This window comes from Pedobacter sp. AC464, assembly GCF_979253075.1.
In genome coordinates this window covers 1,665,674-1,685,569 of sequence record NZ_CEEDBV010000001.1, presented here as the reverse complement: position 1 = coordinate 1,685,569, position 19,896 = coordinate 1,665,674, and the positions used below count along the sequence as shown (strand labels likewise).

General features: G+C 40.7%; 11 protein-coding genes. 10 read left to right on the top strand and 1 reads right to left on the bottom strand.

Features of this window, described 5'->3' with window-relative positions:
* On the top strand, positions 1 to 1,569 hold the full coding sequence (locus tag AC0IWT_RS07150) for a sodium:solute symporter family protein (RefSeq protein WP_471796614.1): 1,569 nt from the start codon (positions 1 to 3) through the stop codon (positions 1,567 to 1,569).
* A gap of 31 nt (positions 1,570 to 1,600) precedes the next feature.
* A complete protein-coding gene (locus AC0IWT_RS07145) occupies positions 1,601 to 2,533 on the top strand; it encodes a dihydrodipicolinate synthase family protein (RefSeq protein WP_471796613.1) in 933 nt (310 codons plus the stop codon).
* A gap of 50 nt (positions 2,534 to 2,583) precedes the next feature.
* Here the strand turns inward: AC0IWT_RS07145 and AC0IWT_RS07140 are convergent, their stop codons facing one another.
* Positions 2,584 to 3,453 carry an AraC family transcriptional regulator gene (locus AC0IWT_RS07140; RefSeq protein ID WP_471796612.1) on the bottom strand — a complete coding sequence of 290 codons (870 nt, stop codon included), beginning with the start codon at positions 3,451 to 3,453 and terminating at the stop codon, positions 2,584 to 2,586.
* 223 nt (positions 3,454 to 3,676) lie between these two features.
* Here AC0IWT_RS07140 and AC0IWT_RS07135 point away from each other — a divergent pair, with 223 nt between their 5' ends.
* The 8 genes from AC0IWT_RS07135 to AC0IWT_RS07100 all read left to right on the top strand — a co-directional run bounded on the left by AC0IWT_RS07135 (position 3,677) and on the right by AC0IWT_RS07100 (position 19,876).
* On the top strand, positions 3,677 to 5,305 hold the full coding sequence (locus AC0IWT_RS07135; RefSeq protein ID WP_471796611.1) for a fucose isomerase: 1,629 nt from the start codon (positions 3,677 to 3,679) through the stop codon (positions 5,303 to 5,305).
* Positions 5,306 to 5,320: 15 nt separating this feature from the next.
* Entirely contained in the window at positions 5,321 to 5,992 is a 672-nt protein-coding gene (locus tag AC0IWT_RS07130) for a DUF3826 domain-containing protein (RefSeq protein ID WP_471796610.1), read from the top strand.
* Between the two features lie 423 nt (positions 5,993 to 6,415).
* Complete coding sequence (locus AC0IWT_RS07125) at positions 6,416 to 9,694, top strand: SusC/RagA family TonB-linked outer membrane protein (RefSeq protein WP_471796609.1); 3,279 nt, start codon at positions 6,416 to 6,418, stop codon at positions 9,692 to 9,694.
* Between the two features lie 11 nt (positions 9,695 to 9,705).
* Positions 9,706 to 11,550 carry a RagB/SusD family nutrient uptake outer membrane protein gene (locus AC0IWT_RS07120; RefSeq protein WP_056871089.1) on the top strand — a complete coding sequence of 615 codons (1,845 nt, stop codon included), beginning with the start codon at positions 9,706 to 9,708 and terminating at the stop codon, positions 11,548 to 11,550.
* A 386-nt stretch (positions 11,551 to 11,936) separates the two neighbouring features.
* A complete protein-coding gene (locus tag AC0IWT_RS07115) occupies positions 11,937 to 13,592 on the top strand; it encodes a pectate lyase family protein (RefSeq protein WP_471796608.1) in 1,656 nt (551 codons plus the stop codon).
* 1 nt (position 13,593) lies between these two features.
* Entirely contained in the window at positions 13,594 to 15,234 is a 1,641-nt protein-coding gene (locus tag AC0IWT_RS07110; protein WP_471796607.1) for a polysaccharide lyase, read from the top strand.
* An 87-nt stretch (positions 15,235 to 15,321) separates the two neighbouring features.
* Positions 15,322 to 18,474 (top strand): DUF6298 domain-containing protein, encoded by a 3,153-nt coding sequence (locus AC0IWT_RS07105; protein WP_471796606.1) that lies wholly within the window; start codon positions 15,322 to 15,324, stop codon positions 18,472 to 18,474.
* A gap of 1 nt (position 18,475) precedes the next feature.
* Positions 18,476 to 19,876, top strand: a complete 1,401-nt coding sequence (locus AC0IWT_RS07100) for a glycoside hydrolase family 140 protein (protein WP_471796605.1) — start codon at positions 18,476 to 18,478, stop codon at positions 19,874 to 19,876.
* Positions 19,877 to 19,896: the final 20 nt, after the last annotated feature.

Genomic DNA, 19,896 nt, shown 5'->3' with positions numbered 1-19,896 from the left:
ATGAAGGGTCTACCTATTTTCGATCTTGCTATAATCTTCATTTATCTTGTCGGGATGATTTTGGTTGGGATTTATTTCTCACGAAAAAACAAAAACTCCGAGCAATTTACGAAAGCTTCCGGCCGTATCCCGGGATGGGCAATTGGTTTATCAATCTACGCAACGTTTTTAAGCAGCAATACATTTCTAGGTGTTCCGGGCAAAGCCTTTGGAGGTAATTGGAATGCCTTCGTATTTAGCATTTCTATGCCACTCGCCGCATGGATTGCATCAAAATATTTTGTGCCTTTTTACCGAAACACTGGCGAAATATCTGCGTACACGCATTTAGAACACCGTTTCGGAGCCTGGGCAAGGGTTTATGCGGTTGTCTGCTTTTTGCTAACGCAGCTGGCGAGAATGGGGTCTATTTTCTTTGGTATCGCTTTAAGTTTACAGGCCCTAACTGGCTATTCAATGCAGGTGATTATGATTGTAATGGGAATTTGCATCATATTTTACACGGTTTTAGGTGGGATAGAAGCCGTAATATGGACGGAGGTTGTGCAGGCGGTGGTTAAAACATTTGGTGCGTTACTTATTCTATACCTCATCATTACAAATATGCCGGGCGGCTCATCGAAAATATTGGAAATTGGTCGTGCTCACGATAAATTTAGCCTTGGAAGCTTTAAGCTCGATTTTGTCGGGTCCTCATTTTGGGTTGTTCTGCTCTATGGTTTTTTTATTAACCTGAACAACTTCGGTATGGACCAAAATTATATCCAGCGTTACCATACAGCATATTCAAGTAAAGCGGCATCAAAGTCGATTTGGTTATGCGTTTGGTTATACATTCCGGCTTCTTTACTGTTTTTTGTTATAGGATCTTGCTTATATGCTTATTACGATGTTAATCCGGCTTTAGTGCAAAGCCTAAAACATCAGGTTGCGGTAGAAAGGTTACCAATTTCGGCTTCGGCGGCAGAGATTCTGAAGTTAGAAAGTGGTTTAAAACCGGCCGATTACGGCGACAAAATTATGCCTCATTTTATGGTAACAAAAATTCCGGCCGGATTGGTGGGTTTAATTGTTTCGGCCATTTTATCGGCGGCAATGAGTACAATCAGCTCTGGGATGAATGCCTCAGCCACAGTTTTTTCAGTTGATATTTACAAGCGCTACATCAAACCTGGCATCAACGACAGGCAAAATCTTTCACTTTTGCACATCGCAACCGTCGGTTTTGGCTTGCTGGGGATGATTGCTGGCATTGCCATGATTGGCGTTAAAAGCATTCTCGACGTTTGGTGGGAGCTATCAGGCATTTTCGCTGCGGGGATGTTAGGTCTGTTTCTCCTTGGAATCGTTAGTCGCAAAACTAAAAACCATGAAGCCATAATTGCCACGATGATTGGCATTGCAGTTATTATCTGGATGACGCTTTCATCACTGTTGCCACCGCAATATGAAGCATTTAGAAATCCACTGCATAAAAACATGATTATCGTGGTTGGCACGTTAACAATCTTTTTAACGGGCGTTTTGCTCACAAAAATTAAGAATAGAAAAGCGACGACCACCAGTTAAAATCAAAAAAAAAACTTTCAATTCAGAAATAATGGAAAACTCACAAAAAGGGTTCATCCCGGTAATGCTAACACCTTTTCTCGATAACGGAAATATCGATTTCACAGCACTTACGCAGCTTACAGAGATTTATTTGCAGGCAGGCTCTTCAGGTTTATTTGCTAATTGTCTTTCAAGCGAAATGTTCGAATTAACAGATCGAGAACGAATTCAAGCCATTAAGCATGTTTTAAAAGTTGTTGATGGCGCCGTGCCGGTTGTTGCAACGGGCACTTTTGGCGGTGCAATTGCAAGGCAGGCAGATTTTGTAAAAGAAGTTAGTGATTTGGGTGTTGAAGCCGTAATTGCGATAACAGGTCTGCTCGCTGATGAAAATGATTCAGACGAGGTATTTGACGAAAACGTTTTTGATTTGCTTAACCAGACAGACAACATTCCAATAGGCTTTTATGAGTGTCCTGTACCTTACAAACGTGTATTAAAACCTCAGCAGTTAAGTAATTTTGTAGATACTGGCCGGGTGATCTATCACAAAGATACCTGCCTTGATTTAGCGCAGATTAAAGAAAAATTAGCGCTTACGCAAGGCCACAAATTTGGATTGTACGATGCTTATATCGTTCATGCAGTAGAATCTTTAGAAGCCGGTTCGGCGGGGTTATCCTGCATTCAGGGCAATTATTTCCCCGAATTAATTGTTTGGCTTTGCGATCATTACAACGATTCTTCCTTAGCAGAAGAAGTTAAGATTGTGCAACAGTTTTTAATTGATAATATGGACGTTATGCACAATGTTTATCCAATCGTATCAAAGTATTTCCTTCAAAAACGGGGATTGGACATATCCACATTTACAAGAAGAGCGGTCGGGAACTTTAGTCCGGGTGTAATGAAGGCGGTAGAAAAATTATTTGATGATTATACAGCTTTGAGAAGCGAACTCAATATTCAGGTTTATATTTAATTTATTGGATTAAACGACAAACGGCGCAGCCCGGAGCATCGATTTAAATGCTAGTTTAAATACTTCCTTTTATAATCTAACGGAGTCATACCTGTCACCTTTTTAAAATGCCTGTAAAAGTTTGATACATTGTTAAATCCACAATCAAAGCATATCATTTCGGTAGGCAATTTATTTTCAATCAAAAACCGGCAAGCATGGCTCACCCTGATTTCAATTAAAAAATCATAATAAGTTTTCTTAGTCATCAGTTTAAAATACCTGCAAAAGGAGGTAACACTCAAATTGCTTAACGAAGCCACTTCATCAAGCGTTATGTCTTTTTTATAATTGCTTAACGTGTAGGTGCAAATTTTATTTATTCTTAAAGTTTCCGATTCGTTTGATTGATAGAAAGTGTTTTTGCTGGTTACAATCGTTTCGTATTCATCCGTTTCTGCGAGGGTTTTTAAAATCGATAAAAGAATAATGATGCGATCGAGATTAGTGGCGTCAATTGCAGCTTTCATCAAATCAATAAGCTTTTCTTTTGCAGCTCCCTTAATAATTAGTCCGCTTTTTGCCTTTTCGAACAATTTCGGTATCAGGTAAGCTTCAGGTAAATTAACCAAATATTTTCCGAGGCAATCCGGCAAAAAGTGTATCACCATGGCCTCGGTTTTCAAGTCAGGATTTCCCTGAAAGTATTCATCTTTACAACGCCAGGTATGGGGCAGGTTTTCGCCAAGTAACACCATTTCATCGGGCACAAAATTGCTGATATTATCGCCAATAAAACGAACGCCTTCACCTTTTATAACGTAGTGCAGTTCTAACTCCGGGTGGTAATGCCAGATGTTTCCAAAATCAGGTTTTACATCATGACGGATGCTGAATGAACTTTGAAGTGTTACCGGGACTTTATGAAAATGAGGTTTCATGATTTAGGGATATTGGTTAGGGCTGCCTGATTAATGTTTGCACATCATAAGCTTAAAACATTAAAGTTAGCTTATGCTATGATAATATCCTATATTAATTTGATAAAAAGTTTCATTAAATACCAATTATGATTGTTGAATTTTGTATAAAGCCCGCTGGGTATTAACCAAAATATAAACCGACATTTTATTTATATAAAAATAATTTGTTTATTAATGAATCATGGACCTCACTAAACAAGGCGAAATTTTATTGGTTTCCAGCGGAGATTTAAGACTTTCTGCAAACCAGAACTGCTGGCCTGCACAGGTTGAAATGGAAAGAAAATTAACTGCTGCAATTGAGAAGTTCGGTTGGACAGTTAAGCGTGCTCACGATTATATCCCCGAGAAAAAGCATGGTTTTATAGATTCGCAACGGATGGGAATGGATATTTTCCGAAATATAAATCCAAAACAACCCTTAATCGTTGCGGAAAGCGTTTGGCAATATTCTCATCATGTATTTGCAGGCTTAACATCACATTTGGGGCCAATATTAACTGTTGCAAACTGGAGCGGGCAATGGCCCGGATTGGTTGGCATGCTAAACTTGAACGGTTGTTTAACAAAAGCAGATGTTAATTACAGCACACTTTGGAGCGAGAACTTTACCGATGAATTTTTTACCAGTGGTTTACAAGAATGGTTATCGACCGGAAAAATTACTCACAAAGAGAATCATGTAATTAGTTTTAGTCAAACGAAAATTCCACTGGCCGATGAAAAAACGGGTAGAACATTCGCAGCTGCTTTGAAAGAACGTAAAGTGATAATGGGCGTTTTTGATGAGGGCTGCATGGGGATGTACAATGCCATTATACCTGATGAATTGCTCCACAAAACTGGTTTTTTTAAAGAAAGGTTAAGTCAGTCGGCGCTTTATGCCGCAATGCTTGATGTTAGTGACCAGGAAGCAGCAGCTGTTTTAGATTGGTTACTGGCAAAAGGCATGACTTTTAACTGGGGAACAAATGAGGAAACTGACCTAACAAAAACGCAAACCTTGTGGCAATGTAAAATGTACATTGCGGCCATGCGTATTGCCGACGATTTTAGCTGCGACACAATCGGAATCCAGTATCAGCAGGGCTTAAAGGATTTAACTGTTGCAAGCGATTTGGTAGAAGGCTTGTTAAATAATCAAGACCGACCGCCGGTATTCTCCAAAAGTGGCAAAGAACTCTATACAAAACAAGCACTTCCACATTTTAACGAGGTTGATGAATGTGCTGGATTGGATGCCTTGCTAACCTATCAGTTGTGGAAAGAATTAGGCATGAGTGGCGAAAATACCTTACACGATATTCGCTGGGGTGAGCATTATCTGGGTGAAGGCATAAACGATTTTGTGTGGCTTTTCTTAATCTCTGGCGCAGCACCTGCCGAACATTTCATCGGCGGATATGAAGGCGCCAGTAGTGAACGGCAGCCGCCAATGTATTTTCGCCTGGGCGGCGGAACCTTAAAAGGAATAAGTAAGCCTGGTTTCATCGTTTGGAGTCGCGTTTACATTGCAAATAATGAGTTACAATGTGATTTAGGTGTTGGTGAAGTTGTTTCTTTGCCACCAGCAGAAACGGAAAGGCGTTGGAACAATACAACGCCCGAATGGCCAATAATGCATGCGGTTTTGAAAGGCGTTAGCAGAGATCAGCTAATGGCAAGGCACAAGGCGAATCATATACAGGTTGTTTATGCAAATAATGAAGCAACTGCACATCAAGCCTGTAGAATTAAGGCTGCGGCATTAAATGAACTGGGTTTAAAAGTTCATTTTTGTGGAGATGTGCAGCTTATCAATAATAATTAACTAAAATATAAAGTAATGAAATTATCAATCCTGGTTTTGTTTTTAATGCTCTCAAATGTTGCCGGTAGTTTTGCACAAAATGCGTCATCTGATGATGAAAAGGCAAAATATTTAAAAACCATTACCGAGCGGGCAGCTAAAATTGCAGCAACCCTTACTTTAAACGATGCCACTAAAACTGAAAAAGTAAGCAATATCATTCGCGATCAATACAGCAACCTCAACGACATCTACATTGCCCGAGATGCTAAGTATAAAGAAATCAAAGAGAAGAATAAAGATAATAAGGCCGTTAGAGATACGGCTATTGCTGAGCAAAATCGTAAAACAGAAGCACAGCTGGCTAAGCTGCATAAAAAATACATTGCCAAGCTTTCTTCAAACTTAACTGCTGAGCAGGTAGATCTGGTAAAAAACGGAATGACTTATAACGTATTACCAATTACTTACAAAGCTTACCAGGAAGAAATCTTAACCTTAACAGATGCGCAAAAGAAGCAAATTTTAGTTTGGTTAACCGAAGCAAGAGAACATGCGATAGATGCAGAATCATCAGATAAAAAGCATGCCTGGTTTGGTAAATACAAGGGCCGGATTAATAACTATTTATCAGCCGCTGGTTACGATTTAAAAAAAGAAGGAATAGAGTGGGAGAAAAGACGCAAAGAAAAAGAACAAAAGAATTAATGATAATCTGAAAGAATTTTAACCGGAAAATTTTTTTAACATTTTTTATTTAAGAATATTTCATTTATATATGAATTAATTTCTATATTGTATTGAAATTAAAAATGTTACTTTAACGTTTATTATTTTTGGCTTTAAGCGCCTGTAATTAAACGGTTTTCGGGTTAACGTTTTTCCTTTTGATTGTAACTAAAAAAGTATTCTTATACTTTCTAACCAAATTATAAACTTAATAAAATTCAGTAGTGGGCTATCTTAATCAGAACTTCCGTGTAAATTCTTGCGTGATTTTGGCTTTTGACGTTCATCTTCAACACGCACCATTTTAACATATTTTCATCAACGCTATAACCAATTTTCAATCAGTGATAAAAAGGTAATTCTTCAAAGAGAAGGGAATTAAAAACTAACCAAATTATAAATATGAACTTAAAATTTTTACGCAAACTTTCTTTGTCCTTGCTGCTAACGCTGGTGGCGAGTACAATTCTATTTGCTCAGGATCGAAAGATTACCGGTAAAGTAGTCGATCAATCTGATGGAACAGGTATTCCGGGGGTAAATGTTAGCTTAAAAGGTGTGCCAAGTAATGTGAGCACAAACGCTGATGGCGTTTATACCATTCAGGTTAAATCTAATTCTGATGTGTTGGTGTTTTCGTACATCGGCTACGCCAGACAGCAGGTATCGGTGGGTAATCAGACAACTATAAATGTAAAGTTAGTTTCAGATATTAAAGATTTGGATGGCGATGCTGTTGTAATTGTGGGTTACGGTACGCAGAAAAAAACATCTTTAACGGGCGCCGTTTCTACTCCTGATTTAAAAAAGGTAGAAGACATTCCGGCGCTTAATATTACTTCAGCTTTACGCGGTACGGTAGTTGGTTTAAGTGTTTCTGGCGGCGCTCAACGTCCGGGTCAGGGTACAACGATTACAGTTCGTAACCCGGTTGCCTATGCAAAAGACGGCGGACAGGGAACAAACCCAATTTTTGTTATAGATGATATCATCAGAACTCAATCCGATTTCGACCAGCTGGACATAAACGAGGTAGAGAGTGTAGCGATTTTGAAAGATGCTGAAGCGGCAATTTTCGGTGTTCAAGGTGCAAACGGTGTTGTTATGGTTCGTACCAAAAAAGGAAGAATTGGTGCTCCAAAATTTACTTTAAGCACTTCACTTGGTGTATCAACCGCCACTACTATGCCTAAATTGATGAATTCATCGCAATTAGGTTCTTTTCTAAACGATTATACCCAGGCATCAGCTTATATTCAAACGGTTCCTGGGGTTCCAGTTCCAAATTACTACAATGCCGACGGTTATCTGGTTAACGGAACTACCGGCGTGGTTGCTACAACGAGAAATGCTAACTGGTATACTCCGGATGAGCTTGCGTATTTTGCCAACAACAGTCACAATTATTTTGACGATGCCTTTAAAGATGCTTATGTATGGCGTACTGCACTTAATATTAGCGGTGGTTCTGATAAAGTAACTTATTTTATCGGCGGCGATTATGTAAATCAAAATTCCAATTTCAAAGGCATTAACTCTTATAAATATGGTTTAAGGGCAACTGTTGAAGCTAAACCTGCTAAAGGTTTGGTAACTTCACTATCTCTAAATACTAATGTTGGTTATTCACGTAGTTATTGGTACAAACTTACAAGTACATCAGAAAGTTTAGATAACGATGCCGCTTCACTGCAAAATGTGCAGCCATGGCAGGAGTATTTTATAAATGGAAATCCGGTAGTAATCGGTGGCAGCAACACCGGTGGTAACGATAACATTAACTTTTTCCAGATTCAGAATTCCAATAACTACACAGGCGGAACAAGTACATCAACCAATATTTTAGGAAAAGTTACTTACGAAATTCCTGGCGTTAAAGGCTTAACGGCTACAGCTACTTTTAACAAGAATTTAAATAGTGCCAACAACAAGCAGTTTGGTACAACATTCGTTTATTATAAATACGCAGGTTTAGGTGCAAACAATCACATTCCTGGGGGTGCGCTTTTGGGAACTTTTAATGTTCTTAACGGAGATAAGGTTCGTTTAAATCCAACTTTTGCCGATTCTTACCAATTTGATGGAGGATTAAACTATCAGCGTACCTTTGGTAAACATAACATTTCGGCAATTGCCCTATTCGAACAACGCGAGCAATATAGTGAAGGCGTTGCTGCAGAAAGTACAGGTGTAGTGGTTGGCGCATTACCTTACCAAACATTTACTACGGGTGTGAGCAGTTCAACGCAGACTGGTCAGTTAGGACTTGCAGGTTTCCAGGCCTTTATTTCCCGTGTTAATTATGATTATGATGGTAAATATTTAGCGCAGTTGGTTTTCCGTGCTGATGGTAGCTCCAGATTTGCTCCCGGAAACAACTGGGGATATTTTCCGGCAGCTTCAGCTGGATGGGTGTTATCGAAAGAATCATTCATCGCTGATAACTTTAAATGGATAGACCAGTTAAAAGTTCGTGTTTCGGTTGGTTTATCGGGTGTAGATAATACAAAAGCCTACCAATATCAGGCAAACTATAATTTAGGTACCGGAAGCGGTGGCGGTGCCGTATTTGGCGAAGGCGATAGAAGTATTGCAATTAAACCGAATCTGGCCATTCCTAATGCAGATGTTAGATGGAACAAGGAACTTAAAACCGACTACGGTGTAGATATGGCTTTCCTCAAAAATCGTCTGTCTGTTTCTGCAGATTACTTTTATAACTATGGAAGAAACATTTTAACTGCATTAAATTCATCTGTTCCTGCAACAATTGGTGCTACAACGCCAACAGAAAACTTTAATAATGTAAATACATTTGGTTACGAATTCTCACTTGCGTGGAGAGACAACATTGGTAAAGACATAACCTATAGTTTTAGTCCTTTTTATTCGTGGATGGACAATAAAGCATTAAAAGTTGATCAATCTGCAAGCATTGTTGGTACAATACAAGATGTTACCGGTCGTTCTACCGATTTGGGTGTTTTCGGTTACAAATCTTTAGGCCTTATCAGAACACAAGCAGATGCTGATGCAATTATAGCACAACGTGCTGCAGCAGCCGGCGGTGCAGCTAACGTTAAAATATTAGGCCAGCCGCTTCAACCGGGAATGATAAACTACGAAGACGTTAATGGCGACGGGGTTATTTCAACAGATTTAAAAGATCAGTCGTATGTTAAAGCACGACAAAACAACCACAACAGCCTCGGCTTAAACTTCAGTGTTGGTTACAAAGGTTTAAACTTAAATGTAATTATGGGCATGTCGTGGGGCGGTTGGACATCCATTGATGGCCTTAAACCTGCCAATCAATCAAGTTCCTCAACAGGCGCATCTATTTACGATAACAGAGCGGTTTACTGGGTTGACCACTGGACTCCAACAAATACAACTGCAGCATATCCAAATCCATTTTTTAGAACCAATTTCGAAGCAAATTCTGATTTCTGGCTGGTTAGCGCAACAAGTTTCAACGTGAGCAGCTTAAATTTGAGCTATTCAATCCCAACAAGATTTGCGAACAAAATTGGCATGTCGAGCGCAAGAGTTTATGCGGTTGCAACTAATCCAATTCAGTTTATAAACCCTTTTCCTGATGGTTACAGAGATTTAGCAACTTCATTATACAGCTATCCAACACTCAAAACCTGGTCGTTCGGTATTAACGTAGGCTTTTAATATTTATCAACATGAAAAAAATATTCACCATATCAGCAGCTTGTTTAGTAGTTTTAGGACTAAGCAACTGTAAAAAAGTTCTTGAACAGCAAGACATAAGTACTTTTACTGCAGATCAGGTTTTTAACGATTCAACAACTGCAAAATTAAATGTCGATTATTTGTATAGTCAAAATCAGCCGGGCTGGTTTGGCACAACTGGAGGTTCAATACACTCAGCCGGCACCTATAATTTAACCGAAGAAAGTCAGGGAAGTAATGTGTTCGTTTTGGGTACGGCAACAATCGAAAGCGTAACCGATATCGGCACAACAAACACAACGTCTAACGCCTACGGTAAAATACGCACAATTAACACTTTTATTAGAGACATAAATGCCGGTACATTAGACATTGCCGTAAAAAGAAGGTTTGCAGCACAGGCTTATTTTTGGAGAGCTTACCGTTATTTCGAGCTGGCAAAATTATATGGAGGCGTTCCCTTAATTTTAGTTCCGCTTGATGCCGTTGGCGAGGATGCAAAAAAAGCAGCCTTGGTTCCACGGAGTAAAACAAGCGAAGTTTTTGCCCAGATTAAGCGGGATTTAGATTCCTGCGTTAAATATCTTCCGGGCAGATGGCCAAAAGCGGCAGATTATGGAAGAATTACATCTGGTGCTGCGGCGGCTTTTAAGGGTCGTGTGTTGTTAACCTATGCAAGTCCGGAATTTAACCCTAATAACGATGTTGCCAGGTGGCAAGATGCTTACGATGCAAACAAAACTGCAGTAACGCTTTTATCAGCGAATGGCTACGGACTTTATTCTAAGTGGGATTATACCATGTGGACTCTTGATGGAGCAAATGAAGGTGGAATTCCAAAAAATCCTGAGGCTGTTTTAGTTACAGAATACAATACAGCAACTGCTGATGCTGCGGCAAATAGCAATACTTATGACAATGGCGCCAGACCAAGGTCGGTATCAGGTGGCGGATCTTACACACCGAGTTACGAAATGAGTTTAGCTTTTCCGATGGCTGATGGTAAGCCGGCTACAGGTACAGGAGCCTCAACAAAATATCCTTATGCTTTAACAACTTTCTATAAAAACAGAGACCCACGCTTTTATCAAACTGTTGCCTACAATGGCGGTACGTGGGGCAGTGTTCTCGGTTCGTCGCGTTTGTGGACTTACTTTTACTTCACTAATTCTGCGGGAACAACCAATAAGTCTACAGAATCTACAGCAAGCAATACTGGTTTCTATTTACGTAAAGGTGTTGATGAAACCCGGGTTTCGCCGACAACTTTTGTAGGTACCGATTGGATTGAGATTCGCTATGCTGAAGTTTTATTAAATTTAGCAGAATGTGCTGCAGAGATTAATAAAACCGGACAGGCTGATGAAGGTTACGCAAACTTAATCGCGATTAGAAAAAGAGCAGGTTTAGAAGCAGGAACTGATGGTTTGTATGGCTTAGCTGCAGGGATGAGCAAAACAGACTTAGTTAGCGCAATTATGAGAGAAAGACAGATTGAACTTGCTTTTGAGGGTAAAAGGTTCTTCGACTTAAGAAGAAGAAAATTACTTGAATCGACACTGAATGGTACAAGGAGAAATGCACTTGTTGTACAGCTTAAAAACACAAGTACATCAACTGATTACATTGCTTTAACAAGAGAAGCTTCTGCAGCAACGTCTTTAGATGCACTTTACGCTTCGAGTTTTACGGTAAGTTTGAAACAACTTGATACACAAAACATAAACTTTCAGGCAGGAAACTATTTTTATGGTATCCCTACGGCAGCAATTAGCAACAATATTAATTTGCAACAAACGAATACCTGGGGTGGGCCATTCGATCCGCTACAGTAAGGTTAACGCAGGTTGATACTTAAATATCGCTGCGCTCATTTATATATTTGGTTTAAAGGAAGCAATTTATTGCTTCCTTTTTTTATTTAAGAATGTTACATTTATATATGAATTTTATTTCTATCTTGTAACGTGGCTGAAGTAATTGGTTAACATACTTGTTAATATTTTTGCGGGTTGGTAATATCCTACAAAACGTGGCGAAAATTATACAGGAAACAGCTATAATTTGATTGCAAATTTGAAATAAATATACTTTCTAACCAAAATTTATAAACGAAGATATCAATAAGAATGAGCCTTGATTTTTAGGATTTTGATTCATCACTTTCAAAACCTCAACCAATGCTTCATCTCTTTTGTTTCTTAAAGCGAGCGAAACACAAATGAAAAGAAAATTTTTAAATCTGTTGGTTTCAACAGCATTAATGCTCTCCGCACATTCTTCTTTTGCCCAATATCCAAATATTCCGGCTGATGTAAAAAAATCATCAGATTCTATGATGAAGGAAGCTTATCATCAATCGGATATTGCCTGGGAAAAAGCCAAGCCCATTATCGCCAGAGAAGCAGCAGAAGGTAAACCTTATATTCCATGGGCCGGGCGGCCAAACGATTTACCGCAATCAGAATTATTAGCATTTCCGGGTGCTGAAGGCGGCGGTGCTTACAGCTTTGGCGGTCACGGTGGAAGAGTTATTGTTGTAAAAAACTTAAACGACAGCGGTCCGGGTTCGTTACGCGATGCTTGCGAGCAGGGTGGGGCCAGGATAGTCGTTTTCAACGTTGCGGGGATTATCAAACTAAAAACGCCGCTAATTATTCGTGCACCTTACATTACTATTGCCGGGCAGACAGCGCCAGGCGATGGCGTTTGCGTTGCAGGTGAATCGGTTTGGTTGAACACGCACGATGTTATTGTTCGTTTCATGCGGTTTAGAAGAGGTGAAACTTTCGTAGGCCGCCGCGACGATGCCATTGGCGGGAACCCGGTTGGAAACATTATGATTGACCATGTTTCGGCAAGCTGGGGCCTGGATGAAAACATGTCGATGTATCGCCACATGTATAACGACAGCACCGGTAAAACGGAAGAGAAATTAGGTACTGTTAACATTACCATTCAAAATTCAATTTTTGCTGAAGCCTTAGATTACTGGAACCATGCTTTTGGCTCTACTTTAGGTGGAGAAAATTGCGCTTTCGTTCGTAACCTTTGGGCAGATAATGGCGCCCGGAACCCGTCGATTGGCTGGAACGGAATTTTCAACTTCGCCAATAACGTAGTATTTAACTGGAATAACCGTTCTACCGATGGTGGCGATTACACAGCGCAATATAACATCATAAACAATTTCTATAAACCAGGGCCTGTTACCGATTTAAAAGATGCAATTTCTTATCGCATCTTAAAGCCTGAATCTGGCCGAAGTAAATTGCCTTATGTGGTTTTTGGCAGAGCCTATGTTAATGGAAACATTATTGATGGCAATGAAAAAGTAACTAAAAATAATTGGGATGGTGGTGTTCAGGTAGAAGATAAAAAGGGAAATTTAATGTCTTTCGAACAGGCATCGCCATATTTTGCCGCGATGAAAGCGAAAAAACCTTTTCCAATGCCAAAATTAACCATAATTCCGACGCTTGCTGCTAAAGATTATGTGTTGGCAAATGCAGGTGCTACTTTACCGAAAAGAGATCCGGTTGATACCCGGGTGATTAAACAGGTAAGAACCGGGAAAATCGAGGTGCATCCTGATGCAAAACCATCTGCTTTTCAATTTGAACATCGAAGATTGCCGGGCGATTCATATAAACTTGGCATCATTACCGAAGTTTCGCAGGTTGGCGGCTATCCGGTTTATAAGGGAACACCCTACAAAGATGCCGACGATGATGGCATGCCTGATGCTTACGAATTAAAGAACGGGTTGAACCCGAAAGATGCATCTGATGCGATGAAAATTACTAAAAGTGGTTACTCAAACATCGAAGTTTACCTAAATAGCGTAGTTCCGGTTTCAATAGTAAAGCCTAACTGAGATGAATAAATATGCTTACCTGGCAATTTTAGCAGCTGTTGTTGGTTTTGCCGATTCTGCTTTTGGCCAATATCCGGTAATTCCGGAAGCGATGGAAAAGAAAGCCGATTCTCTTTTAAAAAGTATCGAGGAGAAATCTGAACTTCAGTTTTTGAAGGTGAAGCCGATAGTTGATGAAGAAGCAAAACATGGCAAACCTTACATTCCATGGGCGGCAAAACCGGGTGATTTACCACAATCAAAAATGGTTGCCTTTCCGGGTGCCGAGGGTGGTGGTGCCTATTCTTTTGGCGGCCGCGGCGGTAAAGTCTTTGTTGTAACCAGTCTGGAAGATGCTGGTAAGGGAACACTCCGTGAGGCTTGTGAACAAGGTGGAGCACGTATTATTGTTTTCAACGTTTCGGGGATCATCAAACTTAAAACGCCGCTGATTATTCGTGCGCCTTATGTTACCATTGCTGGCCAGAGTGCCCCGGGCGATGGCATTTGTGTCGCCGGCGAATCGGTTTGGATTAACACACACGATGTTGTGATTAGATACATGCGCTTCCGCCGGGGAGCAGCCGATGTAACTCGTCGCGATGATGCAATTGGTGGCAATCCGGTAGGAAATATCATTATCGACCACGTTTCCGCAAGTTGGGGATTAGACGAAAATATGTCGATTTATCGCCACGTTTACGACCCAAAAGATGGTTCAAAACCCGAAAAATTGCCAACCGTGAATGTAACCATTCAAAATTCAATTTTTTCTGAGGCATTAGATACTTACAACCACGCATTTGGAAGCACTATCGGGGGGCTAAATTCAACTTTTATGCGAAACCTTTGGGCCTCGAATATCTCCCGCAATCCTTCTGTGGGGATGTATGGAGATTTCGGCTTTGCCAATAACGTAATTTTTAACTGGTGGAACAGGAGTGCCGATGGCGGTGACAATGCCTCGTTTTACAGTTTTATTAATAATTATTACAAGCCAGGGCCAGTTACACCAGCCGGAGCGCCAATTTCTTACCGCATTCTTAAACCAGAATCTGGTAGAGACAAAAGGTTTACCAACGAATTTGGTAAAGCTTATGTAACGGGAAACGTTGTCGAAGGTAATGAGAAAGTAACGCAAAATAATTGGGATGGTGGCGTCCAGCCAGAGAGCAAACGCAACCTGCAAAAGTTGTTAGATTCTATCCGCACGGATAAACCGCTGCCAATGGCAAAGATTTCCATTATCGATACAAAAAAAGCATACGAATATGTTTTAGCCAATGCAGGTGCATCGTTGCCGGTTCGCGATGCAGTTGATCAACGTATTGTAAAACAGGTTGCTACCGGTAAAATAGAGCATGTTGAAGATGGAAAACTGCCTGCAAAACAAAGCTATGTAAAGCGCCGGTTACCGGCAGATTCTTACAAACAGGGAATTATCTCTGATATTGAGCAGGTTGGCGGTTACCCCGAATATAAAGGCAAACCTTATTTAGATAGTGATAATGACGGTATTCCCGATGCCTGGGAAGCTAAAAACGGATTAAATCCGAAGGATGCAAAAGATTCAGGCAAAATTTCAAAATCCGGTTATTCTAATATCGAAGTTTATTTGAATAGCTTAGTAGATGTGAATAAAGTTAGGCCTTTGGGAAACTAACGAAACGCTTACTAATAAGCCGCTTTTAATCATTGAAATAATAAGCTGTTGAGGTACTTTCGCGCCTCAGCGTGATAATAAAGTAAAATGCCAAAAACTAACCACATATTAAGATTTAAAGTATTGCCAGTATTTGGTTTGCTTTTTTTGGCGATAAGCTTTTCTTTTGCGCAAAAAACCAAGCCTGTTGAGCCACCAAAGCCTATTTTTAAAGGCAAAGATGGCAAAATGGCTTATACCGCAGATGAGTTAGGAAACCGGATTCCTGATTTTTCTTATGCAGGTTACATGGCTGGTGAAAAAGCTATTCCAAATGTGGCAATTAAAGTTGTTGTGCCGGTTTCTAAAGGCGATGCTACTTTAAGGATACAATCTGCAATAAATTACGTTTCGAAATTAGCGGCTGGTAAAGATGGATTCCGCGGAGCTGTATTACTCGAAAAAGGCACTTACGAAATAGCGGGGACATTAAAATTAAGTACATCCGGAGTTATACTTCGTGGAAGTGGTTTCGGCGAAAACGGCACAAGACTTTTTGCCACGGGGCTGGATAGAATCGGCGTAATCAGAATTCTGGGTAAAAACAATAAAGTTGAAGAAAAACCGGTAGCCATCACAGATAATTACGTGCCGGTTAACTCCAACAAAGTAACGCTGAATAATAGCAGTGGCTTCAAAGTGGGCGATAGAATCACCATTAACCGGCCATCAACTAAAGAGTGGATTGAAACTTTGAAAACAGTTGAATTCGGAGGTGGCGAGAGCGCTTTAGGATGGAAGCCGGGCACGAGAGATATCCACTGGGATAGAAAAATTCTTGCAATAAATGGCTCAACAATAACTTTTGATGCGCCAATAACAACAGCTTTGGATTCAAAATTCGGTGGCGCAACTGTTGCTAAATATCAATGGGAGGGAAGAATAGCCCAATCTGGCGTAGAAAATTTAAAGCTTGAGTCTGATTTCCATAAGGACAATGTTAAAGATGAATATCACCGCTGGACAGCTATTTGTTTGGAGAATGTGGAAGACGCCTGGGTTCGTCAGGTTGTTTTTGAACATTTTGCCGGCTCGGCTGTAAACGTTCTTGAAACCGCGAAAAGAATTACTGTTGAAGATTGTAAATCACTTGCACCGGTATCAGAAATTGGTGGCGAGCGTCGCTATACATTTTTAACCACTGGGCAGCAAACGCTTTTCCAAAGATTATATTCTGAATATGCTTACCATGATTTTGCGGTTGGTTTCTGTGCGCCCGGGCCAAATGTTTTTCTCCAATGCCAGTCTTATTTACCATTTAGCTTTAGCGGTACAATTGATAGCTGGGCATCGGGCGTTTTGTTTGATATCGTGAATGTCGACGGGCAGGCTTTAAGTTTCCTTAATCGCGGGCAGGATGGACAAGGTGCGGGCTGGAGCGCTGCAAATAGCGTCTTTTGGCAGTGTAGTGCCTCCAGGGTAGATAACTTTTCGCCGCCAACGGCACAAAATTGGGCCTTTGGTACCTGGGCTCAGTTTGCCGGGAACGGGTATTGGGACATGTCTAACGAGCAAATTCAACCCAGGAGTTTGTATTATGCGCAGTTGAAAGACAGACTGGGTAATCAAATAGATTCAAGGGCTTTTGTGCTACCGGTTGAAACCGAGGCGTCGAGTAGTCCGCCGGTAGATGTTGCACTTAAACTAACTAAACTGGCTTACAAGCCTGCATTGACGGTTTCTGAATATATCGATTCGTCTGCAGAAAGGAACAAAATCCCAACGGAGGCGAACCAGGTAAAAAGTATTGATAAAATCGGTATCGATCGCATCAATGAACCAACGCTTGCACCGGCAATGGCCATTAAAGGTGGTTGGTTGGTTCGTGGCGGCCAGCTTGTTGTGGGCAACCGGCAGGAAGTTCCGTGGTGGAATGGAAGTTCCCGTCCTTACGGTTTAAAAAACACTAAATTTCATGTCACACGTTTTGTTCCTGGCCGGGAAGGTAATGGCTTAACAGATGATTTGGAAGCGATTACCGATTCGATGAAAAATGGTTCGGTAAAGGTTTTAGACCATAATTATGGCCTTTGGTACGATAGAAGAAGAGATGATCATGAGCGTATCCGGCGTATGGACGGCGAGGTTTGGGCTCCTTTTTACGAATTACCGTACGCTCGCAGCGGCCAGGATAAAGCCTGGGACGGTTTAAGCAAATATGACATTACAAAGTACAACCTCTGGTATTGGAACAGGTTAAAAACTTTTGCTAATCTCGCCGACCAAAAAGGGTTGGTTTTAATCCACGAAAACTACTTTCAGCACAACATTATCGAAGCAGGAGCACACTATGCAGATTTTCCATGGCGCACTGCAAACAACATTAACAATACCGGTTTTCCCGAACCTGTGCCTTATGCAGGAGATAAGCGGATTTTCATGGCCGAGCAATATTATGATGTAACCAACGAGCATCGCAGCGCAATACATAGAGCTTACATTAGGCAATGCCTGGAGAATTTTGATGGAAATACCGGCGTTATACAATTAATTGGAGCCGAATTTACTGGTCCGCTGCATTTCGTGCAATTCTGGATTGACACAATTAAAGACTGGGAAAAGGAAACAGGCAAACACCCGATCATTGGCTTGAGCGTTACAAAAGATGTTCAAGATGCAATTTTGGCCGACCCGAATCGTGCCGGCGTGGTCGATTTGATTGACATTAGATATTGGCATTACCAGGCCGACGGAACAGCCTATGCTCCTCAGGGCGGATTAAATTTGGCACCAAGACAGCATGCCCGCTTATTGAAACCTAAGAAAACATCTTTCGAAGAGGTCTATCACGCAGTTTCCGAATATAAAAATAGGTTTCCGGCGAAAGCAGTGATTTACTCCGCAGATAGCTTTGACAGTTTTGGCTGGGCAATTTTGATGGCAGGTGGCTCGCTTTCAAATGTTAATGAACTTGATGCATCAGTTTTAACGCTCGCATCAACCATGCAACCCTTTCTTCCGGCTGGTAAAAATGCTAAACAATATGGATTGGAAAATCCTGGGAAGGCTTATATTTTATACAATTCATCTAATACTGCCATCAACCTCGATTTAGGTAAATCGGCCGCTAAATTCAGCGTTAAGGTTTTAGATGCTAAGACCGGAAAAGCCATCAAAGAAGAAAAAATAAATGGTGGAGCTATTGTTAAATTTAATAAGGTAACATCTGGCGTTGAAGTAGTACTCATAAATAAAATTTAACATGAACATTAAATCTCAGCTATACTTTCTCGTTTTCATTTCGCTTATCGTTATCAGCTGTAAGAAAAAAGCTCATTTTGGAGACAAAAGCCTTTTGGTTTCGGGAAATGGAAGATATTTAACAACCGGCGATGGCAATCCGTTTTTCTGGCTGGGCGATACTGGCTGGTTGCTTTTTGGAAGGTTGAGCAGGGAAGAGGCAAATACCTATCTCGATGACCGTAAACAGAAAGGTTTCAATGTAATTCAGGTGATGCTTCTGCATGAGGTGCCATCGAGAAATGTTTATCTTGATTCTTCAGTTGTTCATGCTGATGTTTCAAAACCGATGATTACGCCGGGCAATAATCCGAAAGATTCTTTAGCTTACGATTATTGGGATCATGTAGATTATATTGTTGATAAGGCCGCTGAAAAAGGTCTTTACATGGCAATGGTGCCGGTTTGGGGCACAAATGTTAAAGAAAAGAAAGTTAACAAAACCCAGGCAAAAGCTTATGCCGAATTTTTAGCAAAGCGATATAAAGATAAATGGAATATAATCTGGTTAAATGGTGGCGATATAAAGGGAAGTGAAGGTATGGACGTTTGGAACACGATTGGTGAAACTTTAAGAGCGAACGACCCTAATCACCTCATCACTTTTCACCCGAGGGGGAGGACAGCTTCTTCGCAATGGTTTCAAAAAGCAGCTTGGTGCGATTTTGATATGGTTCAATCTGGTCACCGCCGCTACGACCAGGATACTTCTAAAAATGAGAAACTGCATTATGGCGAAGACAACTGGAAATATATTGAGGCCGATTACCAGTTAAAACCTACTAAGCCAACAATTGATGGAGAACCATCTTATGAGGATATTCCGCAAGGCTTACATGATACACTTGAGCCCCGTTGGACAGCCGCTGATGTGAGAAGATACGGTTACTGGTCGGTTTTTGCAGGTGCATTCGGTTATACGTACGGACACAATTCGGTGATGCAGATGTACAAAAAGACTGATTTAAAACCAGCTTACGGTCCGAAAGAACAATGGATTACAGCAATAAATGCACCCGGCGCCAGGCAAATGAAATACATTAAAGATTTGATGTTGTCTCGCTCGTATTTCGACCGCGTACCTGATCAGACTTTGGTTTCTGGAAAAAACGGCGAAAAGTACGAGCGCATTCTGGCAACGCGTGGCGAAGAATTTGCCATGCTCTACAGCTATAGAGGGCGAAATTTTAGTGTTCAAATGGGTAAAATAGATGGCGATGATGTTAAAGCATCCTGGTTCGATCCACGCACCGGAAAAATAACGCCAATTGGCGAGTTTGAAAATAAGGGGATCAAAGAATTTAATCCACCGGGAACGCCTGCAAATGGCAACGACTGGGTTTTGATACTAGATAAAATATAAAATAGTTAAACCGCCGGCAT

Excerpts from the sequence above, each read along its gene's own strand:
- AC0IWT_RS07115 (WP_471796608.1), top strand. The coding sequence starts at position 11,937 with ATGAAAAGAAAATTTTTAAATCTGTTGGTTTCAACAGCATTAATGCTC.
- AC0IWT_RS07105 (WP_471796606.1), top strand. The coding sequence starts at position 15,322 with ATGCCAAAAACTAACCACATATTAAGATTTAAAGTATTGCCAGTATTT.
- AC0IWT_RS07125 (WP_471796609.1), top strand. The coding sequence starts at position 6,416 with ATGAACTTAAAATTTTTACGCAAACTTTCTTTGTCCTTGCTGCTAACG.
- AC0IWT_RS07150 (WP_471796614.1), top strand. The coding sequence starts at position 1 with ATGAAGGGTCTACCTATTTTCGATCTTGCTATAATCTTCATTTATCTT.
- AC0IWT_RS07140 (WP_471796612.1), bottom strand. The coding sequence starts at position 3,453 with ATGAAACCTCATTTTCATAAAGTCCCGGTAACACTTCAAAGTTCATTC.
- AC0IWT_RS07100 (WP_471796605.1), top strand. The coding sequence starts at position 18,476 with ATGAACATTAAATCTCAGCTATACTTTCTCGTTTTCATTTCGCTTATC.
- AC0IWT_RS07110 (WP_471796607.1), top strand. The coding sequence starts at position 13,594 with ATGAATAAATATGCTTACCTGGCAATTTTAGCAGCTGTTGTTGGTTTT.
- AC0IWT_RS07145 (WP_471796613.1), top strand. The coding sequence starts at position 1,601 with ATGGAAAACTCACAAAAAGGGTTCATCCCGGTAATGCTAACACCTTTT.
- AC0IWT_RS07120 (WP_056871089.1), top strand. The coding sequence starts at position 9,706 with ATGAAAAAAATATTCACCATATCAGCAGCTTGTTTAGTAGTTTTAGGA.
- AC0IWT_RS07130 (WP_471796610.1), top strand. The coding sequence starts at position 5,321 with ATGAAATTATCAATCCTGGTTTTGTTTTTAATGCTCTCAAATGTTGCC.
- AC0IWT_RS07135 (WP_471796611.1), top strand. The coding sequence starts at position 3,677 with ATGGACCTCACTAAACAAGGCGAAATTTTATTGGTTTCCAGCGGAGAT.